Origin of the sequence: Cytobacillus gottheilii, from assembly GCF_001636345.1 — a bacterium.
Classification (GTDB): domain Bacteria; phylum Bacillota; class Bacilli; order Bacillales; family Cytobacillaceae; genus Cytobacillus; species Cytobacillus gottheilii.
Genome location: NZ_KV440945.1, coordinates 3,258,135 through 3,284,230, shown reverse-complemented (window position 1 = coordinate 3,284,230; position 26,096 = coordinate 3,258,135). Strand labels below are relative to the sequence as shown.

Sequence of the window (26,096 nt, the reverse complement as noted above, 5' to 3'; positions counted from 1 at the left end):
CGAAGGATGATTTAAGTGGTCCAGCTGCTGTTTGATTATGCAGCAGCTGGAGTGATTATAAATTTTACATAAGTGGAGGGGAGTCAAAGCATTTGTTGTATCAGACGAGTTCTTTTTCTGATTTATCCTTTTTTTCGATGATTCCGTTGTTATCTGTAAATTCATTTTCAATATTCTCAAATGATTTTTCAAAAATCTCCATAAAATCATCGCCATAAATATTTCGGACAATTGTCATTACCTCGATCACATCCGGGAACTTTCCATATAATTCTCTCAATGGGGAGGCTCCTGAAAATACTGAGTTCTCTTCAGGATTATAGGACTCCATCATACTTAGTAAAACGTTTTCACCTTCTGGGGTAAGTTCAATATACGTATTTCTTTTATCATTTTCCTTTTTTGAGAATCGTAAATAGCCTCGTTCCTCTAACTTCTTTGAAAAGTTAAACGCGGTAGAAACATGCATGACGCCAAATTTTGCAACATCAGAGATAGAGGCTCCATTCAGATGATAGGAAATCCATAAAATATGGTGCTCATTAATATTAAGATCATACGGTTTAATCCAATTCTGCCAATCCTTCTCAACGGCTTTCCATAAGGCTTTACTTAACTGAGCTATTCTCTGACTGAAAAGTAATGCCTCTTTCATTGTATATTCTTTATTCGACATACACTTATTCACCTGCTTTATAAGGAAATTAAGATTTCGATTTTTTGATTTTTACGGTTGCGCTTCAAGAATGAGCAAGCCGTTTCCACATTTCAAGTAGTCCAGTTCCAGGCGCTAGGAGCTCGAGGTCTTAAGCCAATCCGTCCAGAAGGTTAAAGTGCAACCTTCCAGCCGTCTTGTCTTAAGCTTGTCGCTCCTGGGCAAGCGCCTTCCACATTCTAAGTAGTCCAGTTCCAACGGCTAGTCCCTCGAGGTCATAAGTCAATCCATCCAGAAGGTTAAAGGGCAACCTTCTAAATGACTTGCCTTATGCTTGTCGGGACTGAGCGAGCCGTTTCCACATTTCTTATTATCATTATGCCAATAAAACAAAAATTAATAAAGGTATTAATTTGCGAAATTTTTAGAAATTATTTCTTAGGAAGTTGCTTGTTATGAGTTTCAATCGATTTTTAGAAAAAAAGAACGAAATTGTATACGCTTTACTATTTTTAAAACCATTTTTATAATATATTAGTTTTCGTTCTGAAGGAGGCAAAATCCTTCTTTTCTAATGTATTAAACTTAAAAATATAAAAAAGCAATAAAAAGCATCTTTCCAAAGAAATTTATTTCTTGGAAAGATGCTGATCTTACCTGGAATTTTTCCCTTGATTTAGTGTGGTCTCTAATTCTTGAATGGCTGTTTCGATCTCCTGGATTTCACGTTTTAAGTTCTGTTCATGAGGACGAATTTCGTTTTTCCAGTCGTGAATCGAACCTTTCAGATCCTTTGACAGTTCAGCAAAAGCACTTTTTCCTTCTGTTGTAACTGTTGTCGTTGCCCGTTTTATATCAAGAAGCTGTTCTTTTAAATAATCTAATCGATGTTTAACAATATTTCCGTTCGTATGAATAACGGTTCTAGTTTCTTTTCCGGAAGCAGGTGCTGTTAAAAGGGCAGAAATGCCAGCAGCTGTTCCTCCAGCAATCAAACCTAATAGAAATGATTTTGCCTTCATCATGATAACCTCCCCAGATAAAACGTTTTCATAGTTTTATCTTACACAAATTTTTACGATCAATAAACACCTTTTTATGTATTTAACACAATATTGTCGTATTTAAACGTTTTTGTATTTCATAAGAGAGCGGAGGCAGGCATATATTGGTACAAGGCTAAGAAGGAGTGGTGGCAAAGATGACAAGTATTTTACTTATTTTGGGCTTTACCATGCTGGCTGGTGCAGGGTATTGTTTCCTTTTAATTAAAAAGCCAGGCATGTATCCGCCGAAATATTTGTTAAAAAAAAGAGCAGCCACCCTTGGAGCAGGGGGAGGCTTGCTCCTATTATTAGGAATCGTCACACTCTTTTTTTAGGAACGGCGGGAAATGAAAAAACATTCTAGGCTTATCCGCTAAAAGCTTTCACTGCAAGATAAATGGCAATTCCCCAGATGATAAAGGCTGATACTTGATTAAACCTTTTGACCAAGCTGCCGGTTGCATCAACCTTCCCCAAAATTCTTCCCGCTATGGCCAGACCGAAAAACCAAATCCAAGAAATGCCTATACAGGATAAAGTAAAAACAACTAGCTCATACCCTTTATAAGCTAATGAATTCGGACCGATTACTCCTATAATATCAATAATGGCATGAGGATTGAGTAAAGAAACGGAAGCTGCGAATGTGATTTGCATTTTAGTCATCGGCTGCTGAATCACTTTTTAGTATTGTCCATCCCATATAAACTAGAAATATAAATCCAATAGCATAAATGAGAGTAGTTAGCCATTCAAATTGGAAAATGATTAAAGATACTCCTGTGACCGCTAATAGAATTAATAGAGTATCACAAAGTGCTGCTGTTACAATGGCTGGTATACTGCGGGCGAAATTTTTATGGATGGCTCCTTGGTTAAAAATAAAGACGTTTTGAACGCCAAGCGGTAAAATAAGGCCGAATGCCAGTGCGGTTCCATGAATAAAAGCTTCTATCATTATGATGTCCTCCTTCAAGCTGATAGGCTTATTCTAATGAAAGATCCATGAAATGTCTCCATCCAATTGGTTGGGATACAATAGGCATTAGACTGTAGTTTTTAATACAAACAAATTAAAAGGTCCAAATCAGTTGATTTGGACCTAGAGTTTATTGTTAGTTACTTGCAGGTATTAACTTTGTCCGCTTCCCAATTGTTTGTGCAACCGGATAAAGAATGACCATCAGCACTGTGTTGATTGCCATTGCAGGCAGTACAGTCCCGGTAAACAAGATAGCAAATGCACCAGGCAAGCCGACTAGCAGATAGGCTGCTGTTAAGAAAATAACTCCTGAAATCAGCGTGCCAGCTGCTGTTAATATTGCAACAGATAATGTAGGTTTGTTGAATTTTTTAATGATTAGGTAGATGCCGAAAAATAAAAAGGCTGTAATCGGTTTATCGATCATATTTGGGATCTGCCCTAATGGAAATGAGGTAGTTAAAGCGGAAATTACCCCAGTGGCAATGCCTAATAATAAAACGCTTCTTACATCAGGGAATAATAAAATTCCAAGAAACATCATGGTTAACATCATATCAGGCTTCATGCCAAATACAAATCCAGGTACAACTGTGTGCAAAACGGCACCCATTCCAACGAGTAGCGCCAATGCTACAACATTCTTACTATTCATTTCTAATCTCTCCTCTGCTCTGCTGTTCTCTTTTTTGTTCTTTGTCTCTCCTGCAGTGCACTCTTTGCCTGCAGCGAAAAACTTTCACTCATTATACCACAGAATGATTTTTTTCAGCATGTTTTTTTTACTTTTTAAGAATTTCGTTTAAAGCTTTTCATAAATTGTGCAAGCTTATATACATGATCTTCAGGTACTGCATTGTAAATGGAGGCGCGGCAGCCGCCAATTGATCTATGGCCATTTAGTCCGATAAAACCTGCATCAGATGCCGATTGTAAAAATAAAGCTTCTTTCTCTTTATCAGCTAGATTAAAGGTAACATTCATCAATGAACGGCTGCTTTTTTCTGCATGCCCTAAATAGAAACCGTCACTTTCATCTATGGCATCATATAAATATTTCGCTTTGTTTTCATTCATTTTTTCAATGGCTTGCAGTCCGCCTTTTTCCTCTGCCCATTCCAGAACAAGGGACAGTAGGTAGATCGCAAGTGTAGGAGGTGTATTGTATAAAGAGCTGTTATTCGCATAGGTTTTATATTGAAGCATAGTCGGCAAGTGATTATTATCCTGTGAAATGAGATCTTTATGAATAATCACAACTGTTACTCCAGATGGTCCAAGATTCTTTTGTGCACCAGCATAGATCATCCCAAACTGATTTATGTCAATTTGCTTGCTTAAAATATCACTGGACATGTCAGCGATTAAAGGCATATGCAGCTGTGTCGGATAAGTGTGCCATTGTGTGCCGTAAATCGTGTTATTGCTTGTTATATGCAAATAGGCTGCATTCTCAGTTGTGTTGATATCTGATAGTTGTGGAATTGAACGATAGGAGTTTTCTTTAGTGGAAGCTATTGGAGCGGTGCTGCCGATTTTTTGAGCTTCCTTTAACGCTTTTTCAGACCATGATCCTGTTAAAACATAATTTCCTAAAGTGTTCTCATGTAAGAAGTTCATGGGGATCATAGAAAATTGGAGACTTGCTCCACCTTGAATAAATAAAACTTCATAGTCACTTGGAATGGAAAGCAGCTTTCTCAGTCCTTGTATGGCGTTTTCGTGAATTTGTTCATATTCTTTGCTTCTATGGCTTAATTCCATGACAGCCATGCCGGTATCAGCTATGTTAAGCCAATGCTTTTCGGCTTTTTTTAAGACTTCTGCCGGCATTGCAGCTGGGCCTGCATTAAAGTTTAGCGCACGCTTCATTTCAATAACCTCCGTTATGCTGTAATACGATCGTACTGTAAAGAGCTAAAGATACATATATGTTAACAGACTTTGTAAATTTGTACAGAGGCTAAACAAGAATATTTAGAAAAATTAAAAAGAGAAAATGCCTCTCTAAATGAGAAGCATTCATGACTTTATAATTGGTCTTTAATTGAAGAGGCAATTTCCTGCAAATCTGCTGGCGTATAAGCTGATTGATTGGATTTCCAAACGACACCCATTCCATCTCCTTGACCATAACGGGGGATGAGATGCATATGATAGTGGAATACAGATTGTCCAGCAGCTTCTCCGTTATTATTTAGGAGGTTTAAGCCAATGGGATTATAGGCTGCTTTAATGGCACGGGAAATTTCTGGAATTGCTTTAAAGTAATTGGCAGCTGTCTCCTCATCTAATTCATATACATTTTCGCTATGTACCTTTGGGATCACAAGTGTATGTCCCTTTGTTACCTGGCTGATATCTAAAAATGCCAAGCAATGCTCATTTTCAAACACCTTAGCAGCTGGAATATCTCCATTTATAATGCTGCAGAAAATACAATCACTCATATAAACAACTCCAATCAAATTTTTTTGTTGTTTGAATTTTATCATAAAATGGATGAAAATTCGACGCAATGGAAGCTAGATTCAGTGTGTTTGGTTTAGGTTCGGGTAGTTTGAAGTTCGGGGTGTCACAGTGACGCCTCGGAATTTGTCGATAGTTCGACACGTCACAGTGACGCCCCGAAACACCCCGAAACACCCCGAAAAACCCCGGAATTTGTCGATCATAAGAACACAGGAAAGGCAGGATCCCGCTTGGGAATCCTGCCTCGTGAAGGAGAAACTTCTGAATACTGTTCTAAAACGGGAAGTACTCTTTAACAAACACCTCATTTGTAAATGAATTGTGTTTACATTAGAGACATTCGATCTTTGTTCAAGCTAACCATCCCCTATTTGTCTTTATATGTTTCACAACTTATAAAGAAAGTGATGTTAGTCTTTGATAAACACCTCATTTTAAATTAAATGATGGAAGGCAATATACGGTTGATACGGCCTTAGTGTTTAAGATCTGCGGTTTTCATTACTTTCGTGCAATGCAACCATCCCCTTATCTTAGGAACGTTTCAGGTTAAATCACGTTTATTGAAAGATTGCTGTCTGCGACAAGCACCTCATTTCAAATTTTGAATATCTGTTAGATGTTCAATTAATGATTTGTTTCCCCTTCAAGAATTAGAATGCCCGCATATGAAGCTTATATACATTTTTTTACGGAGAAAAAATTTTATAATTAGAGAACTGCTTATATCAAGCAGATAAGACAGCGAATGTATGCGAAAAATGACGACACTGGACAATGCACTCACCCTTTTTTACAATGAAATCATGATATATGGAGAGGACGTTTTAAGATGGCTCTATTGGAGATAAAGAATGTCACAGGCGGATACACAAGAAATCCTGTATTAAAAGATGTGAGTTTTGACGTAAAAGCAAATGAAATTGTTGGTTTAATCGGATTAAATGGGGCAGGTAAAAGTACTACCATAAAACATGTGATTGGCTTAATGGAGCCTCATAAGGGAGAAATTTCGATTGCCGGCAAATCTTTTCTTGAAAATAAGGAAGAGTACCGGAAACAATTCACGTTTGTTCCAGAAACGCCGATTTTATATGATGAATTAACCTTAGACGAGCACCTGCAGATGACAGCGATGGCATATGGAATCAGCAGTGAGGAGTTTAAAGAAAGAAAAGGAAAGCTGTTAAAAGAATTCCGGATGGAAAAGCGCTTAAAATGGTTCCCTGCTCACTTTTCAAAAGGGATGAAGCAGAAGGTTATGATTATGTGTGCATTTTTGGTACAGCCATCCCTTTATATTGTAGATGAACCTTTTGTTGGTTTAGATCCGCTTGGGATTCAGTCTCTGCTTGATTTAATGAAAAAAATGAAGGAAGAGGGAGCAGGCATTTTAATGTCAACTCATATTCTTGCTACAGCTGAACGGTATTGCGACCGTTTTGTGATTTTACATGAAGGAAAGGTGCGGGCGAAGGGGACATTACAGGAGCTTCAGCAGCAATTTAATATGCCGGATGCGACTCTTGATGATCTATATATACAGCTCACAAAGGAAGAAGATTATGTTTAATGAGAATACATTATGGAAAGAACGACTGGCGCGCACCAGCAAAGAGCTGAGTTCTTATCTGAGGTACATATTTAACGGCCATCTAGTGATCGTGCTCGTTTTTCTCCTTGGAACTGGAGCTTATTATTATCAAGGCTGGGTAAAAGAGATGCCCCTTGATTATCCCGTCCCAGCCATCATGGCTGTATTTCTGGGAATATTGCTTACATATAGCCCGATTTTTACGTTTTTAACGGAGGCTGATCGGATTTTTCTTTTGCCGCTTGAAACAAAATTACACGGGTATTTCCGCAAATCCATAATGGTTAGTTTTTTTCTACAGGCGTATTTACTACTGATGCTGCTGGCATTGTTTATGCCGATGTATGCAAAGGTGAACGGAGGGAGCTTTCAGGGCTTTTTCCCTTTATTAGCCGTTTTACTTTTGGTGAAATGGCTGAATTTGGAGATTCGCTGGAGAATTCAGTATTACACAGAGCAAAATGTGCTGAGATCTGATTCTGCCGTAAGGTTTGCTGTTAATGCCGGCTTTTTGTACTTGCTATTTTCTGGTGCTTCTTATTTATATATCGTTCCTGTCGGCTTGCTCTTCGTTTTGCTGCTCCTCTTTTTTAATGGCAAAATCAAAACGAAAGGCTTGAAATGGGAATATTTAATTGAACAAGAAGAACGAAGAATGACAGCATTTTATCGGCTTGCCAATATGTTTACAGATGTCCCAAAATTAAAAAATGCAGTTAAAAGAAGAAAGTGGCTGGACCCTCTGTATTCAGGCGTTCCTTTTTTACCGGAAAAAATATATGCGCATTTGTATATTCGGACATTTTCAAGATCAGGTGATTATTTAGGCCTATTTGTTCGTTTAACGCTTATTGGTGCAGCTGTTATTTATTTTATTTCATATGGGTATGGTCAAATCCTGCTTGCGATCCTATTCATGTATTTAACGGCCTTTCAGCTTCTTCCGCTGTTTTATCATCATGAAAACAAATTATGGGTGAAATTATATCCAACTGGGGATGCATATAAGGAAACATCTTTTAAACAATTAATGGGAAGTATACTATCACTGCAGGCGTTTCTATTGGCACTGACAGTCCTTTTAAAAGGAGAGTTTACAACTGCTATTCTAACGCTTACAGCTGGTCTGCTCTTTTCTTATCTTTATGTTTTTCTCTATATGCCGAAGCGATTGCAGACAAAGGATTAAAAAAAGGAAACATTTTTCGTTATTGTCTCGTATAAAATAGCACAAGACGAAAGGAATGTTTCTATGAATGAGTATGAACTGCAGGTATATGATGAAATTGTTGAGTGGAAAAGAGGCTTGCTAAAGCGCTCAAGTCTGATCAGCCGATTATCGAAAAAAGCTCAGACAAGAGTTAATTCGTTAATCCCTGAGAAAGCGCACGAAGTGATTACAAGCAGCATTAAGCAAATGGTCAAAGCAACATTAACTGGTTCTGACTTTACAACGAAACGTTCTCAGTCAACGGGTTTAAGCTTAAAGGAACGTGACGCCGTATTCGCAGAGAAAATGACTTTTTATAGAAGAACAGCAACAGTGGAGGGTGCAGGAACTGGTGCGGGAGGAATTCTTTTAGGACTTGCTGATTTTCCGCTTCTGCTCTCGATTAAGATGAAACTGTTGTTTGAGGCAGCATCTATTTATGGTTATGACACATCCAAGTATGAAGAACGCCTCTTTATTCTGCATATATTCCAGCTGGCTTTTTCAAGTGATGAAAAAAGAAGGCAAGTGCTGCCGATCATTGAAAATTGGGATCAGTATAAAGAAGAACTGCAGGATATGGATTGGCGGGAATTTCAGCAGGAGTACCGCGATCACATTGATTTTGTGAAAATGCTGCAGCTTGTTCCTGGAGTAGGTGCAGCAATCGGAGCTTATGCGAATTATAACTTACTGGATGCGTTAGGAGTTACCGCAAAAAATGCCTACAGGTTAAGATTAATAAAAAGCGTTCCTCCCGTTCAATAACGAGAGGAACGCTTTTTTATTTTACCGATCTTCTTATACTTGTGCACTTTCCGTTTCCAAAGCATTTTGTTCGTTATGAACATTTAGGGCTGCACTGCCTAATGTTTTGGCAGCAATCAGCATGGACTTCTCATCAATATCAAACATAGGGTGATGATGTGGGTAGTTTTCATTGCCTTCAGGTTTTGCTCCAGTGAAGAAGAAGCTTCCTTTCACATGCTGCAAATAGTAGGCAAAATCTTCTCCGCCCATTTGCGGTTCTGTTTCCTCAACTGCTGTTACTTCTGCGATATTTCGTGCACAGTTAACAAGGTACTCTGTTTCTTCCTCATGATTCACGACAGCAGGATAGCCTCTTTCAAATTCATAGCTGTAAGAGCTGTCGGAAGTATAGCAAATGCCTTTAACGATTCTCTCTATTTCTTGTTCAATTGAAGTTCTCACTTCTTCATTAAAAGTTCTAACTGTTCCAGTCAGCTTTGCTTTGTCTGCAATTACATTAAACGCATTTTCGGCAACAAATGAGCCAACTGTTACAACAGCCGAGTCAATAGGGTTCACTTTGCGGCTGACAATTTGCTGAAGCTGTCCAACAAGAGAAGAAGCAGTAACAATAGCATCTTTTGTGCGATGAGGCTGTGCACCATGGCCGCCTTTTCCTTGAATCGTTATTTCAAAGCGGTCTGCAGCTGCCATAATTGGCCCGACTCTGTATTGAATCTTTCCAACTGGCTCAGATGCCCACAAATGTGTTCCGAAAATAACATCAACACCATCCAGACAGCCATCCTCGATCATGGAAATTGCACCGCCTGGGGCATATTCCTCTGCATGCTGATGAATCATGACATATGTACCGTGCAAATCATTTTTCATTTCATGAAGCGCCTTAGCTAATACAAGTAAAGTAGCAGTATGGCCATCATGACCGCAAGCATGCATCACACCTGGTACAAGAGATTTGTAAGGTACATCCTTTTCATCTTGGATAGGAAGTGCATCAAAATCGGCACGCAAAGCAACTGTTTTGCCAGGCTTTTGTCCTTTAATGGTTGCCACCACACCATTGCCGCCGACATTAGCGCGTACATCAATGCCAAGGTTTTCATAATAGTTTTTAATATACAATGCTGTTTTCTCTTCTTTAAATGATAGTTCTGGATGCTGATGAAGATATCTGCGAATGGAAACCATCTCATCATAATATTTTTCTAAAGAGCTAAAGAGCTGTTCTAGCAAAAAAATCTCCCCTAACTTCTTTTTTGTACTATATTATATAATATTATGAACATTTTTAAAATTATATAAGAGAATTTTTTTCTGTTTCCGAAATAAATTGCTGGATACATTTCCTCATACAAGAATCATTTAAGTGCACAATAGGATTTACTCTGGATAATTTTTAAAGGGTACAAAAAAGAACATGAAAATGATGGTAAAATAAGTATCGATATTTGTTATTGTGTAAAATTTTTTAAATGAAGCCTTTATTTAGTTTAGAGGGAGAGAGGTTATGAATGTACGAAAGTCAAAATTGTCTTATGTTTTTTTAGCCATTGCCATTATTTTTACTATATTGCTTGTAATGGCTGTCCAAACAGGTGAGCGCTTGAGTTTTGATGTACAAGTTACAGCAGTTTCAAGCGACCTTTTTGGGGGCGAGCTGCTTCATCAGTTGTTTATTGGTCTGAATTGGCTGGGCAATACAATGGGAGTAGGCGTAGTTGCCATTATATTTATTCTTTGGCTTGGTTTCTTCAAAAGGGACTTTGTGGGAATTGCTGTTTTTGTATTTGCAGTTGCTGTAGGAAATGAGGTTAATAAGTGGCTGAAAAATACGATTGGCGGAGAACGTCCCGATGCTGAACATTTAGTAGAGGTCAACAGTTTAAGTTTTCCGAGTGGTCATGCCATGATCAGCATGATCCTATACTTTATGATAGCCTATTTAATTATTATTTCTCTTCAAAAAAACGAAACACGGTGGCTTGTTGGAGTGCTGGCAGCAATAATGATCCTTCTCATGGGCATCAGCAGAATTGTATTGGGTGTCCACTATCCAACTGATGTTGCTGCCGGCTATACATTTGGTTTTATATGGGTGTTTCTGTGCATTATTTTGTATGAGCTTTTGCTTGGCGTTTTAGGAGATCGGAGGAAAGCGAAAGGAAATTAGCAGGAATTTATAGTGAATAATCTAACTCGATATTTAAGGTAAGTGAAAAGGGAGAATGCTTGGAACACTGTGTTCCAAGCATTCTTTATTCTTCTTACTGTCTCTTTTCAGTTCATCAAATTAAAAACATAGCAACAATAGTAGTCACTGTAAGTCCTATAACTACAGGAATCAAGTTTCTGCGTGCCAATTCAAAAGGGTCGACATTACAAATGGCTGCAGCAGGAATGAGCGCCCAAGGGACAAGCGTGCCTCCGCCTACCCAAATGGCAGCTATTTGCCCAAGAGCTGTTAATACGGCTGCACCTGACCCGATGGCAGCTGCAAATAAGCTGGCAATAGATCCAGCGAGAGAAATGCCTGAAAAGCCAGATCCATCTAAACCTGTGATGGCGCCAACAACTGTTAAAGTAATGGCTCCAACCTCTGCGGATAATGGAACAATGGATGCAAGTGCAAGCCCAAGGTCATTGACAATGCCAGATGAAGCCTCTGGTAAGTATTCACCGATAATGGCGGTAAAGCCAGCATCGCCCAGATAGAAAAATGCAGCAATGGGGATTACAGCACCAAATACTTTAAACCCAAATTGAAAGCCTTCGATTAAATAGCCTGTTGTTTTTTCAAGCCCTTTGTTTTTATGAGCGACAATGGAAATGATCAGAAGGATAAAGATCGAGGTCCCGCCAACCAGTGCCGTAGCATCTCCGCCTTGAAGATTTAATGCAAACATCGCTGCCACGTCAGCAATAAGCAGGAGGGGAATGAACAAGGCGAAAAAGCGCTTCTGGCCAAGTGTCAGCAGTGATTCTTGAACATAATCTTCTTTTTCTAAAACTTCTTCTTCTTTTGACTTGCCGGTTTGTGCAGTTAATTTTCCGCTTTTCATGTCTCTTCTAATAAAGTAAAACGCGGTGATCGTTGTAACTGCACCCATGACAATGACAAGCGGTATGCTTGCGGAAACGACCTCAGATACGGGCAGTCCTGCTGCATCGGCTGTAAGCTTTGGTGCAGCTTGAATAATAAAATCTCCTGATAGTGCAATTCCATGGCCGAATAGGTTCATTGCCATTGCCACGCCTAAAGCCGGTAAACCGACACGAATAGCTACTGGAAGCAGGACAGCTCCAAGTAGAGCAACAGCGGGAGATGGCCAGAAAAAATAAGAAATAACCATCATTAATATTCCGATTGTCCAATAAGCTAAAGCAGGTGTTTTAATAAATTTCGCAAAAGGAGAAATCATCACATCATTAATGCCGGTTTTTGTCAGTGTTTTGCTCATGGCAACGATAATAGAAATAATGAGAATGGTTGGCAAAAGCTCAGTGATGGCATAAATAAAACTGGAAAAAATACTGCTGACAGATGCACTTAAGGAACCAGAGGCTGCAATAGCAATTAGAAATATGCCAACGATACAAACTATGGTCGTATCTCTTCTCATCACCATAAAGCCGATTATTGCTATAATAAACAGGACATAAATCCAATGAAGTAAAGTAAGCTCAACCCCCATAAGGAATTCCCCTTTCATAAAACATTAGGCTATCGCCTGTTATACAGATTATGAAAAAGGCGTGCAGGTGTGAATGAAATTAAATTTGGGCTAATAGACTGGCGGATTGGATGAATAAATGGAGTTACTAGATTCATAACTCGAAGCAGGAGAATAGAGGCATAGCTGTAAGAAGGTGCTGGAAAAGCTGAATATGAATGATCTGCAATGAGTGACGTTTATTAAAAAATGTAAATAGAGAACAAAATAAAAAGCGGAATGACAAAGGAATGAAACTCCTCGTGATTCCGCTTTATATCATTTATTCATCTTCATTTGCACGATAGTATTTGGTAATGTAGGAAGCACCGGCAAAAATCTGCGGCGGTTTGCTCTGTTCTTCTTTTTGTCCGTCTGGTTTGCTGTGCGCCTGTTTAAAACTATTTGAGTTTTGCCAGTTGTTGAACGATTTTTCATCTTCCCAAAAGGTTAAAACGATATATGTATGATCTTTTTGGGGACGCAAAACGCGCAGACCGATAAAACCAGTTTCATTTTCAATTTTGCCTTTCCGGTTCTTAAACCGATATTCAAAAAGGGGTCTTCCTTCATCTGTAACAGGGATATTGTTTAATACGGCAAAGCCGGGTTCTGAGAACTCACCAGCACTTTCAAAGATTTCATAGGATCTTGGTGCACTAAAAAAGGTGCTGCCAGAAGATTCATGGATTAGCAGTGCATTGTTTTCATTCTCCAGCAGGACAAGCTGTTCATTTGTGTGTTTTTCTTTAATATTCTTTAAGAAATCATAGGTGCCGGAAGTAAAATACATAAACATTCTTCAACACTCCTTTCAAATTCAAATGCTCAGCTCTATTATACATGCTGGAAAATGAATATCCTAATAATATAGAACGCTTTCATTTTCGCTAAAAAAGAATATTTTTTGACATTTCGTCTGATTTTCTATACAAAATACGGGGAAAAACGATATATTGTAAGCAATCACAAACAAGCTAACCTTCAAATTTCTATTTTTAAATTATATATATTACAATGTAAGGCAGACAGGTTTTGAAAGGTGGATATAATGTAAATGACAAAAGTAATCAATGAAACATTTTTAAAAGCAGCAAAAGGGGAAAAGACAGACTATACGCCTGTTTGGTATATGCGCCAGGCTGGCAGATCTCAGCCGGAATACCGAGCGATTAAGGAGAAATACTCTTTATTTGAAATTACGCATCAGCCTGAGCTTTGTGCTTATGTAACAAAGCTGCCGGTGGATCAGTACAACAATGATGCAGCTATTTTATATAAAGACATCATGTCACCATTGCCGGCTATCGGTGTCGATGTTGAAATCAAATCTGGAATCGGCCCTGTGATTGATAACCCTATTCGTTCAAAAGCAGATGTTGATAAATTGGGGGAAATTCATCCAGAAGAAGATGTGCCGTATGTGTTAGATACCATTAAACTCCTGACACAAGAACAGCTGTCAGTTCCGTTAATCGGTTTTGCGGGAGCACCATTTACTCTTGCAAGTTATATGATTGAGGGAGGTCCTTCAAAGAATTACAACAAAACAAAAGCATTTATGTATTCTGAGCCAGCTGCTTGGTTTGCATTAATGGACAAGCTTGCTGACATGACCATTACATATGTAAAATCTCAGATTTCAGCTGGAGCAAGAGCTATTCAGATTTTTGATTCATGGGTTGGTGCATTAAATGTAGCGGATTACCGTCATTTTATTAAGCCGGTCATGACAAGAATCTTTACGGAATTAAAGGGAGAAAATGTGCCATTAATTATGTTTGGTGTCGGTGCGAGCCATCTTGCATTAGAATGGCATGATTTGCCGCTTGATGTAGTGGGTCTTGATTGGCGGCTTCCAATTAAAGAAGCGAGAGAGCTCGGAATCACAAAAGCGGTGCAAGGAAATCTGGATCCGGCCATCTTACTCGCTCCTTGGAGCGAAATCGAGAAAAGAACGATTGAAATTCTTGATCAGGGACTGCAAACTCCAGGTTATATCTTTAATTTAGGGCATGGTGTGTTTCCTGAAGTTAATCCGGAAACATTAAGAAAACTTACAGCATTTGTTCATGAATATTCTGCAGAAAAATTAAGCAAGTAAGATAAGAAACTTAGAGGTGAACATCATGGAAAGAAAGAAACTTGGATTATTAGTTATGGCATATGGAACACCGTATCGTGAGGAAGATATTGAACGGTACTATACACATATTCGTCACGGACGAAAGCCTTCTGACGAAATGCTTGAGGATTTGCGCAGCAGATATGAGGCAATTGGCGGCATATCACCGCTTGCACAAATTACAAAAGAACAGGCTGAGGGATTAGAGCAGCATTTAAATGCCATCCAAGACGAATATGAATTTAAAATGTATATCGGATTAAAGCATATTGAACCTTTTGTTGAGGATGCTGTACAGCAGATGCATGCAGATGGCATTACAGAAGCTGTTAGCATTGTGCTTGCACCACATTTTTCGACTTTTAGCATAAAGTCTTACAATGGCAGAGCAAAAGAGGAAGCAGAGAAACTAGGCGGTTTAACGATAACATCCGTTGAAAGCTGGTATAAGGAGCCGAAATTTATTCAATATTGGTCAGACGCTCTAAAAACGGTTGTAGATTCAATGCCAGAGGATGAAAAGAATGACTTTGTGCTAGTTGTATCTGCACATAGCCTGCCAGAAAAAATTATACAAATGGGAGATCCATATCCAGATCAGCTCAAAGAAACGGCTGACTTAATTGCAGAAGCTGCGCAAATCAAGAGCTATGAAATTGGCTGGCAAAGTGCCGGCAATACGCCAGAGCCTTGGTTAGGACCTGATGTTCAAGATTTAACGAGAGATTTATACGAACAAAAAGGCTATAAAGCATTTGTATATGCTCCTGTTGGCTTCGTTGCTGAGCATCTTGAAGTATTATATGACAATGACTATGAGTGCAAGGTAGTCACGGATGAAGTTGGTGCGAGCTATTATCGTCCAGCAATGCCAAATGCGAAACCAGAATTTATTGATGCAATGGCAGCTGTTGTTTTAAATAAACTGAAAGAAAAATAATAGGAAAAGAAAAGAAGGCGAGAATCGTGCAGGGAGACAATCACAAGGTGGTAATTATTGGAGGCGGCATAACTGGTTTGGCAACTGCTTACTATTTGCAGAAGTCTGCAAAGGAATCAGGAAAGTCCCTTGATGTAAAGCTGATTGAAGCAACTCATCGCCTTGGAGGGAAGGTACATACCGTAAAGAGAGATGGCTATGTAATTGAAAGAGGTCCGGATTCCTTCCTCGCCCGTAAGAGAAGCGCTTATCGGCTTGCAGAGGAAGTTGGAATGAAAAAAGAACTTGTTACAAGCACATCAGGCAAATCATTTGTTCTTGCACGGGAGCGCCTGCATCCTATGCCAGGCGGCTCTATTATGGGTATCCCTACTGAGATTGCTCCATTTATCACAACAGCCCTCTTTTCGCCAGGAGGCAAACTGCGGGCAGCAGCAGATTTTCTGCTGCCTCGGTCAGCTCCAGTTTCAGATCAGTCTCTCGGCGGATTTTTCCGCAGAAGGCTTGGGAATGAAGTTGTAGAAAATCTGATAGAGCCTTTATTATCAGGAATTTATGCTGGGGACATTGATCAATTAAGCTTAATGTCAACATTCCCTCAGTTTTACCAAGTAGAGCAGAAACATCGCAGCTTAATTCTCGGAATGAAAAAAGCAGCGCCAGCAGCTCCAAAAAAGGAGCAGCATAAAGAAGAGAAACAAGGTGCATTTTTAACATTTAAATCCGGGTTAGAATCTTTTATTCATGCTATAGAATCAAAGCTTGAAAGTGGTTCTGTCTATAAAGGTCTCCGAACAGAGAGCGTAACTAAACTCTCAAAAGGCTACAAAATATCAATGAATGGCGGAGTGGAGATTATCGCTGATAGCGTTGTCCTGGCTGTTCCGCATCACGCTGCTGCATCAATACTTAATGAAACAAAGATAATGGATGAGTTTAAAGAAATGCCTTCCACATCCGTTGCTACAGTTGCATTAGCATTTCCGGAAAAAGCCATTGTTAAAGATATAGATGGCAGCGGATTTGTCGTTTCAAGAAATAGTGATTACACCATAACAGCTTGTACATGGACACATAAAAAATGGCCGCATTCAGCTCCAAAAGGAAAAGTGCTGCTCAGGTGTTATGTTGGCCGCGCAAACGATGAGACAATCGTCGACTTATCAGATGATGCCATTATTGCAAGTGTTTTAGAAGACTTAAGAAAAACAATGGATATCACGATGGAACCTGAATTTTCGGTTGTTTCAAGATGGAAGGATTCAATGCCGCAATACACAGTTGGTCATAAAAAGCGAGTAAGCAGTACACAAGAACAGCTGTCAGCAAAAATGCCAGGTGTATTCTTTGCGGGAAGCTCTTATGATGGCTTGGGCATGCCTGATTGTATAGATCAGGGAGAAGAAGCGGTAGATAAGGTGTTAGAGTTTTTACAATATAGAGAGAAGCAGGCTGCCTTTTAATTAAGGCAGCTTTTCTTTGTTTTGGTGAGATTATGCAGGAAAATATTTGATGGTTGCAAACCGATAAGAATCATGCTAAATTATTTTTATGAAAATTGACCGATTTGTTCATTTGGTCAGTTGTGAGGTGAAGGAATGTCTGTTGATCGTAAAAGATTAATCATTGAGGCAGCAACAAAGAGCTTTTCTTTATTTGGCTACAAAGCAACAACGATGGATCAGGTAGCAAAAATTGCAAATGTAGGTAAAGGAACAATTTATACTTTTTTTAAAAACAAAGAGGAGCTCTTTGATGAAATCATTTCAACATTAATTTCTGAAATGAAAAGGGAAGCCGACGAGGCGATTGATCCTGAGCTGCCTTTTCACGAAAATGTCCATCGGGCACTTTACAAAATCCTGGAATTCCGCAAACAGCATCAGCTGACAATCAAGCTCTTTCAGGAAGAAAAGGAAATGGGCACACCTGCTGTATTAGAGGTGATGACGAGGCTGGAGGCTGCCATTATCCATTATGTGAAGGAAAAGGTGATTGAGGCAATTAAAAAAGGTGAGATACAAGCATGTGATCCAGAATTGACCGCCTTTATTATGTTAAAACTGTATGTCTCACTCATATTTGATTGGGAGAAAGGGCACGAACCTCTCGAAAAGGAGAGGATAGCAAAAATATTTGAGCAATACGTATTTAAAGGATTATCTGTGTAGATAATCCTCCATTTTTTCATTAAAATGACCAATTGAACATTATGGTCAACAGTACTGGAGGAAGGACATCTATGAAGGGAAGTTTACTAAAAGCAGAACTTAAATCCATTTTCGGCAATAAAAAAGTGCTGATTCCAATTATGGCTATTTTATTTATCCCCATCTTATATGCGGGCATGTTTCTTTGGGCATTTTGGGATCCATATGGACATTTAGATCAATTGCCTGTTGCGATTGTAAACGACGACAAAGGTGCTGATTTTGAAGGTGAAGAACTGCAGCTGGGAAATGATCTGGTGGAAAACTTAAAGGAAAGCGCTGATTTTTCCTTTCATTTTCTAGAAAAAGACAAAGCATATGAGGATCTTAAAAATGAACAATATTATTTGCTCGTTGAGATTCCTCAAAATTTCTCTGAAAACGCGACAACTTTGCTGAAAGATCACCCTGAGAAATTAGATTTAAAATATGTTACGAACGAAGGCTACAACTTTTTATCCGGAAAAATAGGAGATTCAGCAATCGAAAAGATTAAATCATCTCTATCAGAAAAAATTACGGAAACTTACGCTGAAAAGATGTTTGATAAAATGACAGAGGTTGCTGACGGTCTTGGAGAGGCAAGTGATGGTGCTGCTGAGCTTGATGCAGCTGCCAAAGATTTAAAAACGGGGTCAGGAGAACTGCATAAGAATCTAGTCACATTAGCAGAAAAATCCATTGCATTTAATAATGGAGTAGGTGAAATCAATAGTGGTTCAAAAGAGATTGCAAATGGTGCCGGAAATTTGGCCAGCGGCATGCAGCAGCTGGAGGAAGGACATAAACAGCTTGAAGGAGCAGCAGGACAGCTAGCAGCCGGTCAAAGTGATTTAGCATCAGGCATTCAGCAGACTGAGGAAGGGATCCATGCTGTTGACGAAAAACTTCCTGCTTTAACAGGCGGCACAGAAGAATTAGAGTCTGGTGCAAAAACACTATCATCATCTTTAGTACAGTGGGAATCTAGTGCTGAAAAGGTAAGTAATGGTATTAAAGATTTAAAGGCTAATCTGCAGGCAATGATCTCCCAGCTTCCAGAAGATTCACCTGAAAGAGTTGCTTTAGAATCAAGTTTAGAAAGTCTTATAGCTGGAACAACACAGCTTGCAGACTCTGCTTCCGATTTGTCTGCTGGTGCGACCGAGCTTGCTGCTGGACTAACGGGCTTACATGAAGGTCAAACAGGATTACAGCAAGGAATACAAAAACTTGCAGAAGGGGCTTCCGCTTTAAAAAGCGGATCTGACTCACTTGTGCAAGGACATTCAGACTTTCAAGCAGGCATGGAGCAATTTGCTGCTAAATTTACAGAAGCAAAGACAGGAGCAGCTGAGCTTGCTAAAGGAGCAGGTGTATTATCTGGAGGTGTTGGTGAGCTTACGAATGGATCTGCTAGTTTTGCAGATGGTACCAAAAAATTATCGGACGGTTCAACAAAGCTTGCAAATGGAAACGCCAAAATGTCTGATGGTTCTGGCCAGCTTGCAGACAGTTTAGCTAAAGGTGCCGATCAGGCTAGTTCCGTTCACGCTACAGACCAGACAGTTAATATGATGGCGAGTCCAGTAGAACTCGACTCTGATGGCATCAGTGATGTGCCAAATTACGGAACTGGCTTAACGCCTTACTTTTTATCACTGGGATTGTTTGTCGGTGCCTTATTGCTTACAATTGTTTTTCCGGTGAAAGAACCTGCTGCAGAGCCTAAAAATGCATTCAGTTGGTTTATCGGCAAATTTGGCGTGATTGCAGGTGTAGGTGTGATTCAAGCACTGATTGCATCGTTTGTGATGCTGGCAGGATTAAACCTTGAGGTGCAAAATGTAGGCTTGTTTATTCTTTTTGCGATCATCACAAGCTTAACCTATATAGCAATCATCCAGTTCCTGGTTACAAGTTTAGGAGATCCTGGCCGTTTTATCGCCATAATCATCTTAATTCTGCAGCTCACAACTAGTGCAGGGACATTCCCGCTCGAGTTAATTCCAGATGTTTTACAGCCAATTCACGCCCTTCTGCCAATGACTTATTCTGTTGCTGGCTTTAGAGCAGTCATTTCTAGCGGAGACTTCAGCTCCATGTGGCATAATGCAAGCTTCTTAGCAGGATATATGATTGTTTTCATAATGGGAAGCATGCTGTATTTTCAATTATTATATAAACGATTGCACGGGGGTTCAGAATCCTTAACACATTGATTGTAATTAACATACTAAGAATTAGTGGGGAAGGTCATTGACGGATGGCTTTACCCACTATTTTTCTTTTTTGAGATATAGTGAGGCTGAGTCATAAATTTTAAGCCCAGGGAAAGCCCAAACAATTAGTTGATGGTCTGCAGATTTGTTTGGGTTTTTTTGATGCCTATAGCAGTGAGAATACACACTTCAAGTTGCTGAAAAAGATGTTTTAATAGAGAGAGGCGCAATTTTCCGATCCCAATATCAAAAAAGTGAATTTATGGACATGATAAAGTATATTGGAATTAAGAAATTTAATTTGGAGGTTATCGGATGAAACTAACGATTATTGGCTGCTGGGGCGGCTATCCAAAGATGAACGAAGCAAGTTCTGGCTATCTTTTAGAACATGAAGGTTTTAAGCTGCTTGTAGATTGCGGCAGCGGTGTGCTTTCGAAAATGCAGGAGTATATTCAGCCGGAACAACTGGATGCTGTTATTCTTTCACATTATCATCCAGATCATAATGCAGATATCGGTGTTCTGCAGCATGCCAGATTAATTCAGGGATTCCTAGGAAAAGACATGCCGGAACTGCCTATATACGCTCATGATGGAGATGGAACTGAATTTAAAAAGCTTACTTATAAAAATATTACAAAAGGCATTAAGTATAATCCTAATCAGCCATTAACAGTAGGACCATTTAAAATTACCTTTATGGAAACGGTTCATCCTGTGCTTTGTTATGCCATGCGCATTGAAGCCGGCGGAAAAATGCTGGTATACACGGCAGATACTGCCTACAAGGATGAATTGGCCGGCTTTAGTCAAGGTGCAGATTTGTTAGTAGCTGAGTGTAATTTTTATGGAGATCAGGATGGCAGAAATGCAGGGCACATGAATAGTTTTGATGGAGGGAAGCTCGCAAATAACGCGAATGCTGGGCACTTAGTCTTAACTCATTTACCCCATTATGGTAAACTTGAAATGCTGATTGAAGAGGCTGGACAAGTGTTCAAAGGCCCTATATCGCTTGCAAAAACAGGTGAATGCTTACATATTTGAGGAGTGAATTGAAATGTTATTTATAGATAACAAAGGCATTAACGATCCGCAAATTAACCTTGCGATTGAAGAATACGCATTAAAAAACTTGGACATCAATGAAACATATTTATTGTTTTACATTAATGCTCCTTCCATTATTATCGGTAAAAACCAAAATACGATTGAAGAGATCAGCACCGAGTATGTTGAAAAGAATGGGATTACAGTCGTGCGCAGACTCTCTGGCGGAGGAGCGGTTTACCATGATCTTGGAAATCTAAATTTTAGTTTTATTACAAAAGACGATGGTGAAAGCTTTCATAACTTCCGTAAATTTACCGAGCCTGTTGTTAACGCATTGAAAAAGCTTGGTGTTAATGCAGAGCTTAGCGGCCGCAATGACTTAACGGTTGAGGGGCGCAAGATTTCCGGCAACGCACAATTTTCTACTAGAGGCAGAATGTTTAGTCATGGCACTTTAATGTTTGATTCTGAGATTGATCATGTTGTATCTTCCTTAAGAGTTAAGAAGGATAAAATTGAATCTAAAGGAATTAAATCGATTCGAAGCAGAGTGGCAAACATCTCAGAATTCCTGCATGAAAAGGTAACAATTGAGGAATTCCGTACACTTCTATTAAAAAATATCTTTGGTGATATTGACGATATTCCTGAATATGTCCTGACAGAGGAAGATTGGGAAAAAATCCATCAGCTTTCTAAAGAAAGATACCAGAACTGGGATTGGAATTATGGAAAATCTCCGAAATTTGATTTGCAGCATTCTCACCGCTTTCCAGTTGGTTCCATTGATATCAGACTAAATGTCAATAAAGGAATCATTGAAGAATGCAAAATATATGGTGACTTTTTTGGTGTAGGTGATGTAGGTGAAATTGAAGAAAAGCTGACTGGTCAGCGCTATGAAAGAGCTGCAATTGAAGAAGCTTTAAAAGGTACAGACATCAAGCATTATTTTGGAAATATTACGATGGAAGATTTTTTGCAATTAATATATTGATGGAAAACAGAGAGAAGTGCGTATTTTGCACTTCTTTTTTCTCCAGCTATTGCGGGAGGAAAGATCTTTTACTATAATTATATTTAGAAAATTTTTAATTATAAAATGAATGATTGCTCATTCATATTGTCATTCAAAGGGGATGAAAGGATGAATTTGACAAAGCAACTGCATGAGACAGCTTTAAAAAATGGAAGCAGAACTGCGTATTATTTTATGGGAGAAAGCAGCACATATGCTGAATTAGATGGAGCTGTTACAAAGTTTGCTTCAGCACTGGCTGATTTAGGGGTAAAGCAAGGCGATCATATTGCTTTGCTGCTTGGGAACTCACCGCATTTTGTGATCTCACTGCATGGAGCTCTTAGACTAGGGGCTACTGTGATCCCTATTAATCCAATTTACACACCGGATGAAATTGCTTATATTGTGAATAACGGCGATGCTAAGGTTGTAATTATGCTTGATTTACTTATGCCGCTTGCCGAAAAAATGCATCAGGCGCTGCCGTCAGTTGAACATTTTATTGTATGTGAAACACCGAATGGACAGGCAGCCCAACAAGCTGATTCTTCCATAACACAGTCTAGTAAAATGAAATCGTTTACACATTTACTTTCTGAAGGAAGTCTTCACTATCAAGGTCCTGATACAGCAGATACTGATGCGGCTGTAATTCTGTATACGTCAGGAACAACTGGAAAACCAAAAGGTGCCATACTGACACATGGTAATTTATACAGCAATGCCAAAAGTGTGAGCGATTTTCTTCATATGAATGAAAATGATATTGTAATTACCACGTTGCCAATGTTTCATGTGTTTTGTTTAACCGTTGCCTTAAATGCTCCCCTTTTGAATGGAGCAACCATTTTAATTGATCCGAAGTTTAGTCCAAAAGAAATCTTTAAGCTGGCGAAGGAATATAAGCCGACTGTTTTTGCAGGGGTGCCCACGATGTATAATTTCCTTCTTCAATATGAAGAAGGTGAAGCTGCTGCACTTGAAAGCCTGCGTCTCTGTATTTCCGGCGGTGCATCTATGCCTGTAGCCCTTTTAACCAGTTTTGAAAAGAAATTTAATGTTGTAATCTCGGAAGGCTACGGATTGTCTGAGGCTTCTCCAGTGACCTGCTTTAATCCTTTAGATTCCCCGAGAAAGCCTGGATCTATAGGAAAGTCCATCATTGATGTTGAGAATAAAATTGTAAATGAACTTGGTGAAGAAGTTAAGCTCGGGGAAGTCGGTGAATTAATTGTCCGCGGTCCGAATGTCATGAAGGGCTATTACAACGCACCGGAGGATACAGCAGCAGCTCTGCGAGAAGGATGGCTGTACACGGGAGATTTAGCCAGACAGGATGATGAAGGCTATTTTTATATTGTGGATCGAAAAAAGGACATGATCATTGTCGGCGGCTACAATGTATATCCGCGGGAAGTAGAGGAAGTTTTATATGATCATCCAGATGTAATTGAAACAGCTGTCCTTGGAGTTCCAGATGCTAACTTAGGAGAAGCGGTGCACTGTTTTATTGTCAGCAGAAATCCGCAGCTGACGGAAATAGACTTGTTAAGTTACTGCGGTGCGCACCTGGCAAAATACAAAGTTCCAGCTTCAATTGAATTTATTGATGAGCTGCCGAAAAATACAACTGGAAAAATATTGCGCAGAGCATTACGGAATAAGCTGGCAGCAAAATAATATGCCGAGCAGACCGCTTGAAGGTTTATGTGATTCCTGCATGAGCTTTATAGCGGTTTTGTTTTTATTTAGAAGATTGAAAGGGTTTACATTGTTTGTTCTTGAATAGTATTTAGATAGATGTATACGAGGAGGGGCAGTCATGAGTTGTATCTTAGTAGAGAAGTTTGATTTTATCAGTGTGATCCGTCTAAATCGCCCAGATGCTTTAAATGCCTTTAATTATGAAATGCTTAATGAACTTCAAAATGTAATAGAAGGAATCCGGATAGATAAGGATATCAGAGCCGTTATTTTTACGGGAGCGGGTGAAAAGTCATTTAGTGTGGGTGCTGATCTTAAAGAACGCAAAACATTGTCTCAGGAAGAAGTACGCCGCAATATTTATAAAATTGGAGAGGTGTTTACAGCAATAGACACACTCCCCCAGCCTACCATTGCGGCGATTAATGGTTTTGCCTTCGGAGGCGGCATGGAAATGGCTTTATCATGTGATTTTCGATTTGCTGTGAGAGATGCCAAAATGGGATTAACGGAGACCAGTCTCGGGATTATTCCAGGGGCAGGCGGAACACAAAGGCTTCCGCGGATTATTGGAGAAGCAAAGGCACTTGAACTCATTTTAACGGCAAAGCGATTCATAGCAGAAGAAGCACTGGAATGGGGACTAGTGACAGGGGTATCCGAAAAGCCGCTGCATGTATTAGATGAATGCCATGCGTTTGCTGAGCTCTTACTCAAAAACGGCCCGATTGCCCTTCAGCAGGCGAAATTTGCGATTAAACAAGGCATGAATACCGATCTGCAAACAGGATTACAGATAGAGAGAAAAGCATATGAAGTAACAATTCCGACAAAAGACAGGGTAGAAGCATTGGAGGCCTTTGCGGAAAAAAGAGCACCTGTTTTTAAAGGGGAGTAATAAAGTGAATGGCGTTAAGATCATACTTTGGGGTATGATCTTTTTTAGTTTGAAAGATATAAATAGGTGGTGAGGCGACTATTAGGCGGGTGCTGGTATTTGATAGGAAACTTTGCTGATTTGATAGGAAAAGCTTTTATTTTGATAGGAAAGCGGGGAAGTTTGATAGGAAAAGCAATAAGTTTGATAGGAAAATCGGAAATTTTGATAGGATCTCCATAAATATGCTTTGAAAACTTCGATTAAAAGGGAATCTCCCTCATTTTTAGAATAGAAAAATGCAAATTCAATCATAAAGTAATCGGAATTCCCCTGATAAATCCCCTCATTTAACGATGCTATAATCTGCAGTACTCCCGCAGCCTTATTTTAAATGTACAACTCTTGACATAAAAATTTCATAATTATCTCCCAATTACAAAAAATCTCTTGTGTTTGCTCTCCATCGGATTTATAATTTAGTGAATAAAAGCATAAAAGCGTTAAAGTAGAGGGGGAGCAAGAAATGAAAAAATTAATTTATAGTGCAGGGTTATTAAGTATGCTGCTGCTCAGCGGCTGCGGAAGTTCTGCAAGCGGTGATGATGCAAACAGTAATAGCGGTGGTGAGGATGCTTATAAAATAGGTGTTACACAATTGGTTGAACATCCATCTTTGGATGCTGCGTTTGAAGGATTTAAAAAGGCGCTTGAAGAGGAAGGCCTTGAAGTTGAATATGATGTGCAAATTGCACAGGGAGATCAAAATAATAATCAAACCATTGCAAACAATTTTGTTGGAGATGGTGTGGATCTGATTTTTGCTAATTCAACTCCAAGCGCACTGAGTGCTCTGAATGCGACAAGTGATATTCCGATTATCTTTACATCTGTTACAGATCCTGTCGGTGCTGAACTGGTAAAGTCAGTAGATGAGCCAGGTGAAAATATTACGGGTACGATCGACAATCATCCAGATGCTATTCCTAATACGGTTAAGTTTATGGACGAAGAGATGGACGGTGACAGTGTTGGAGTGGTTTATAATGCTGGTGAACAAAATTCTGTTGCGCAAATCAATCTTGTAAAAGAGGCAATGGAATCTACAGATTTATCACTAGTAGAAGCGACGGTTTCAAATTCATCAGAAGTAAAGCAGGCTGCCGAATCTCTAATTGGTAAAGCAGATATGATCTATATTATTACAGATAATACCGTTGTTTCAGCGCTTGAATCTGTTATTCAAGTGGCAAATGATGAGGACCTTCCGCTGTTTGTTGGGGAATTGGATTCTGTCAGCCGCGGGGGCTTTGCTGCATATGGATTTAATTATGATGATATTGGCTATGAAGCAGGCATCATGGCAGCACAAGTATTAAAGGGAGAAAAACAGCCTTCCGAGCTTCCTGTTCAATATCCTCAAAATCTAAAGCTATTAATCAATAAAAACGCTGCAGCTGAAATGGGTGTAGAACTAAAGACAGAATGGGAAGAGATTGCGGAGTTTGAAGAATAATAG

At 39.3% G+C, this 26,096-nt stretch carries 23 protein-coding genes and 1 pseudogene; 15 read left to right on the top strand and 9 right to left on the bottom strand.

Features of this window, described 5'->3' with window-relative positions; genetic code table 11:
• Positions 1 to 100: 100 nt before the first annotated feature.
• Together A6754_RS15825 and A6754_RS15820 are read right to left on the bottom strand one after the other, a co-directional pair.
• Positions 101 to 676, bottom strand: a complete 576-nt coding sequence (locus tag A6754_RS15825) for an HTH-type transcriptional regulator Hpr (RefSeq protein ID WP_066447804.1) — start codon at positions 674 to 676, stop codon at positions 101 to 103.
• 632 nt (positions 677 to 1,308) lie between these two features.
• A complete protein-coding gene (locus A6754_RS15820; protein WP_066447801.1) occupies positions 1,309 to 1,677 on the bottom strand; it encodes a YtxH domain-containing protein in 369 nt (122 codons plus the stop codon).
• 179 nt (positions 1,678 to 1,856) lie between these two features.
• On the opposite strand from A6754_RS15820, the gene yhzF reads away from it, so the two are divergent.
• Positions 1,857 to 2,036: a membrane protein YhzF gene (gene yhzF, locus A6754_RS15815; protein WP_066447798.1), complete on the top strand. Its 180-nt coding sequence runs from the start codon at positions 1,857 to 1,859 to the stop codon at positions 2,034 to 2,036.
• Between the two features lie 31 nt (positions 2,037 to 2,067).
• Here yhzF and A6754_RS15810 read toward each other — a convergent pair.
• From A6754_RS15810 to A6754_RS15795, 4 genes and pseudogenes are all read right to left on the bottom strand, one after another.
• Positions 2,068 to 2,659: pseudogene (locus tag A6754_RS15810) on the bottom strand (LysE/ArgO family amino acid transporter).
• A 157-nt stretch (positions 2,660 to 2,816) separates the two neighbouring features.
• Positions 2,817 to 3,338: a tryptophan transporter gene (locus A6754_RS15805; protein ID WP_066447795.1), complete on the bottom strand. Its 522-nt coding sequence runs from the start codon at positions 3,336 to 3,338 to the stop codon at positions 2,817 to 2,819.
• A 134-nt stretch (positions 3,339 to 3,472) separates the two neighbouring features.
• Complete coding sequence (gene serC, locus A6754_RS15800) at positions 3,473 to 4,555, bottom strand: 3-phosphoserine/phosphohydroxythreonine transaminase (protein ID WP_066447793.1); 1,083 nt, start codon at positions 4,553 to 4,555, stop codon at positions 3,473 to 3,475.
• A gap of 158 nt (positions 4,556 to 4,713) precedes the next feature.
• On the bottom strand, positions 4,714 to 5,133 hold the full coding sequence (locus A6754_RS15795) for an HIT family protein (protein ID WP_066447790.1): 420 nt from the start codon (positions 5,131 to 5,133) through the stop codon (positions 4,714 to 4,716).
• Positions 5,134 to 5,987: 854 nt separating this feature from the next.
• Between A6754_RS15795 and A6754_RS15790 the strand changes: the two genes are divergently transcribed.
• The 3 genes from A6754_RS15790 to A6754_RS15780 all read left to right on the top strand — a co-directional run bounded on the left by A6754_RS15790 (position 5,988) and on the right by A6754_RS15780 (position 8,727).
• Positions 5,988 to 6,728: an ABC transporter ATP-binding protein gene (locus tag A6754_RS15790; RefSeq protein ID WP_066447782.1), complete on the top strand. Its 741-nt coding sequence runs from the start codon at positions 5,988 to 5,990 to the stop codon at positions 6,726 to 6,728.
• The gene (locus tag A6754_RS15785) at positions 6,721 to 7,938 is read left to right on the top strand and encodes an ABC transporter permease (RefSeq protein ID WP_066447780.1); all 1,218 of its coding nucleotides are present in this window, start codon (positions 6,721 to 6,723) and stop codon (positions 7,936 to 7,938) included. The genes A6754_RS15790 and A6754_RS15785 overlap by 8 nt, the downstream gene beginning before the upstream one ends.
• Positions 7,939 to 8,001: 63 nt before the next feature.
• Positions 8,002 to 8,727 carry an EcsC family protein gene (locus A6754_RS15780; protein ID WP_066447778.1) on the top strand — a complete coding sequence of 242 codons (726 nt, stop codon included), beginning with the start codon at positions 8,002 to 8,004 and terminating at the stop codon, positions 8,725 to 8,727.
• Positions 8,728 to 8,760: 33 nt separating this feature from the next.
• Here the strand turns inward: A6754_RS15780 and A6754_RS15775 are convergent, their stop codons facing one another.
• Complete coding sequence (locus A6754_RS15775; RefSeq protein WP_066447777.1) at positions 8,761 to 9,966, bottom strand: M20 family metallopeptidase; 1,206 nt, start codon at positions 9,964 to 9,966, stop codon at positions 8,761 to 8,763.
• 274 nt (positions 9,967 to 10,240) lie between these two features.
• Between A6754_RS15775 and A6754_RS15770 the strand changes: the two genes are divergently transcribed.
• A complete protein-coding gene (locus tag A6754_RS15770; RefSeq protein ID WP_066447774.1) occupies positions 10,241 to 10,903 on the top strand; it encodes a phosphatase PAP2 family protein in 663 nt (220 codons plus the stop codon).
• Between the two features lie 115 nt (positions 10,904 to 11,018).
• On the opposite strand, the gene A6754_RS15765 is transcribed toward A6754_RS15770, so the two are convergent.
• Together A6754_RS15765 and A6754_RS15760 are read right to left on the bottom strand one after the other, a co-directional pair.
• Positions 11,019 to 12,425, bottom strand: coding sequence for a hypothetical protein (locus tag A6754_RS15765; RefSeq protein WP_066447771.1), 1,407 nt, complete (start codon positions 12,423 to 12,425; stop codon positions 11,019 to 11,021).
• A 301-nt stretch (positions 12,426 to 12,726) separates the two neighbouring features.
• The gene (locus A6754_RS15760; RefSeq protein ID WP_066447769.1) at positions 12,727 to 13,242 is read right to left on the bottom strand and encodes an antibiotic biosynthesis monooxygenase family protein; all 516 of its coding nucleotides are present in this window, start codon (positions 13,240 to 13,242) and stop codon (positions 12,727 to 12,729) included.
• Between the two features lie 258 nt (positions 13,243 to 13,500).
• On the opposite strand from A6754_RS15760, the gene hemE reads away from it, so the two are divergent.
• The 10 genes from hemE to A6754_RS15705 all read left to right on the top strand — a co-directional run bounded on the left by hemE (position 13,501) and on the right by A6754_RS15705 (position 26,093).
• The gene (hemE, locus tag A6754_RS15755; RefSeq protein WP_066447767.1) at positions 13,501 to 14,547 is read left to right on the top strand and encodes a uroporphyrinogen decarboxylase; all 1,047 of its coding nucleotides are present in this window, start codon (positions 13,501 to 13,503) and stop codon (positions 14,545 to 14,547) included.
• A 25-nt stretch (positions 14,548 to 14,572) separates the two neighbouring features.
• Positions 14,573 to 15,508, top strand: coding sequence for a ferrochelatase (gene hemH / locus A6754_RS15750; protein WP_066447764.1), 936 nt, complete (start codon positions 14,573 to 14,575; stop codon positions 15,506 to 15,508).
• Between the two features lie 26 nt (positions 15,509 to 15,534).
• Positions 15,535 to 16,971 carry a protoporphyrinogen oxidase gene (hemY, locus tag A6754_RS15745; RefSeq protein WP_066447759.1) on the top strand — a complete coding sequence of 479 codons (1,437 nt, stop codon included), beginning with the start codon at positions 15,535 to 15,537 and terminating at the stop codon, positions 16,969 to 16,971.
• 135 nt (positions 16,972 to 17,106) lie between these two features.
• Positions 17,107 to 17,679, top strand: a complete 573-nt coding sequence (locus A6754_RS15740; RefSeq protein ID WP_066447756.1) for a TetR/AcrR family transcriptional regulator — start codon at positions 17,107 to 17,109, stop codon at positions 17,677 to 17,679.
• A 71-nt stretch (positions 17,680 to 17,750) separates the two neighbouring features.
• Positions 17,751 to 19,919, top strand: coding sequence for a YhgE/Pip domain-containing protein (locus A6754_RS15735; RefSeq protein ID WP_066447753.1), 2,169 nt, complete (start codon positions 17,751 to 17,753; stop codon positions 19,917 to 19,919).
• A gap of 315 nt (positions 19,920 to 20,234) precedes the next feature.
• Complete coding sequence (locus A6754_RS15730; RefSeq protein WP_066447751.1) at positions 20,235 to 20,969, top strand: MBL fold metallo-hydrolase; 735 nt, start codon at positions 20,235 to 20,237, stop codon at positions 20,967 to 20,969.
• Between the two features lie 13 nt (positions 20,970 to 20,982).
• Positions 20,983 to 21,972 carry a lipoate--protein ligase gene (gene lplA / locus A6754_RS15725; protein ID WP_066447748.1) on the top strand — a complete coding sequence of 330 codons (990 nt, stop codon included), beginning with the start codon at positions 20,983 to 20,985 and terminating at the stop codon, positions 21,970 to 21,972.
• 150 nt (positions 21,973 to 22,122) lie between these two features.
• Positions 22,123 to 23,676 carry a fatty acid--CoA ligase family protein gene (locus A6754_RS15720; protein ID WP_066447746.1) on the top strand — a complete coding sequence of 518 codons (1,554 nt, stop codon included), beginning with the start codon at positions 22,123 to 22,125 and terminating at the stop codon, positions 23,674 to 23,676.
• Positions 23,677 to 23,818: 142 nt separating this feature from the next.
• Positions 23,819 to 24,598 (top strand): enoyl-CoA hydratase-related protein, encoded by a 780-nt coding sequence (locus A6754_RS15715; RefSeq protein WP_066447745.1) that lies wholly within the window; start codon positions 23,819 to 23,821, stop codon positions 24,596 to 24,598.
• 505 nt (positions 24,599 to 25,103) lie between these two features.
• On the top strand, positions 25,104 to 26,093 hold the full coding sequence (locus A6754_RS15705) for an ABC transporter substrate-binding protein (protein WP_066447739.1): 990 nt from the start codon (positions 25,104 to 25,106) through the stop codon (positions 26,091 to 26,093).
• Positions 26,094 to 26,096: the final 3 nt, after the last annotated feature.

What these genes read in the sequence shown, in the direction of transcription:
- A6754_RS15705 (WP_066447739.1), top strand. Translation starts at nt 25,104, where the DNA reads ATGAAAAAATTAATTTATAGTGCAGGGTTATTAAGTATGCTGCTGCTC.
- A6754_RS15720 (WP_066447746.1), top strand. Translation starts at nt 22,123, where the DNA reads ATGAATTTGACAAAGCAACTGCATGAGACAGCTTTAAAAAATGGAAGC.
- A6754_RS15805 (WP_066447795.1), bottom strand. Translation starts at nt 3,338, where the DNA reads ATGAATAGTAAGAATGTTGTAGCATTGGCGCTACTCGTTGGAATGGGT.
- A6754_RS15765 (WP_066447771.1), bottom strand. Translation starts at nt 12,425, where the DNA reads ATGGGGGTTGAGCTTACTTTACTTCATTGGATTTATGTCCTGTTTATT.
- A6754_RS15780 (WP_066447778.1), top strand. Translation starts at nt 8,002, where the DNA reads ATGAATGAGTATGAACTGCAGGTATATGATGAAATTGTTGAGTGGAAA.
- A6754_RS15785 (WP_066447780.1), top strand. Translation starts at nt 6,721, where the DNA reads ATGTTTAATGAGAATACATTATGGAAAGAACGACTGGCGCGCACCAGC.
- hemH (WP_066447764.1), top strand. Translation starts at nt 14,573, where the DNA reads ATGGAAAGAAAGAAACTTGGATTATTAGTTATGGCATATGGAACACCG.
- A6754_RS15795 (WP_066447790.1), bottom strand. Translation starts at nt 5,133, where the DNA reads ATGAGTGATTGTATTTTCTGCAGCATTATAAATGGAGATATTCCAGCT.
- A6754_RS15820 (WP_066447801.1), bottom strand. Translation starts at nt 1,677, where the DNA reads ATGAAGGCAAAATCATTTCTATTAGGTTTGATTGCTGGAGGAACAGCT.
- A6754_RS15790 (WP_066447782.1), top strand. Translation starts at nt 5,988, where the DNA reads ATGGCTCTATTGGAGATAAAGAATGTCACAGGCGGATACACAAGAAAT.
- hemE (WP_066447767.1), top strand. Translation starts at nt 13,501, where the DNA reads ATGACAAAAGTAATCAATGAAACATTTTTAAAAGCAGCAAAAGGGGAA.
- A6754_RS15825 (WP_066447804.1), bottom strand. Translation starts at nt 676, where the DNA reads ATGTCGAATAAAGAATATACAATGAAAGAGGCATTACTTTTCAGTCAG.
- A6754_RS15715 (WP_066447745.1), top strand. Translation starts at nt 23,819, where the DNA reads ATGAGTTGTATCTTAGTAGAGAAGTTTGATTTTATCAGTGTGATCCGT.
- serC (WP_066447793.1), bottom strand. Translation starts at nt 4,555, where the DNA reads ATGAAGCGTGCGCTAAACTTTAATGCAGGCCCAGCTGCAATGCCGGCA.
- A6754_RS15740 (WP_066447756.1), top strand. Translation starts at nt 17,107, where the DNA reads ATGTCTGTTGATCGTAAAAGATTAATCATTGAGGCAGCAACAAAGAGC.
- A6754_RS15760 (WP_066447769.1), bottom strand. Translation starts at nt 13,242, where the DNA reads ATGTTTATGTATTTTACTTCCGGCACCTATGATTTCTTAAAGAATATT.
- lplA (WP_066447748.1), top strand. Translation starts at nt 20,983, where the DNA reads ATGTTATTTATAGATAACAAAGGCATTAACGATCCGCAAATTAACCTT.
- A6754_RS15770 (WP_066447774.1), top strand. Translation starts at nt 10,241, where the DNA reads ATGAATGTACGAAAGTCAAAATTGTCTTATGTTTTTTTAGCCATTGCC.
- yhzF (WP_066447798.1), top strand. Translation starts at nt 1,857, where the DNA reads ATGACAAGTATTTTACTTATTTTGGGCTTTACCATGCTGGCTGGTGCA.
- A6754_RS15730 (WP_066447751.1), top strand. Translation starts at nt 20,235, where the DNA reads ATGAAACTAACGATTATTGGCTGCTGGGGCGGCTATCCAAAGATGAAC.
- A6754_RS15735 (WP_066447753.1), top strand. Translation starts at nt 17,751, where the DNA reads ATGAAGGGAAGTTTACTAAAAGCAGAACTTAAATCCATTTTCGGCAAT.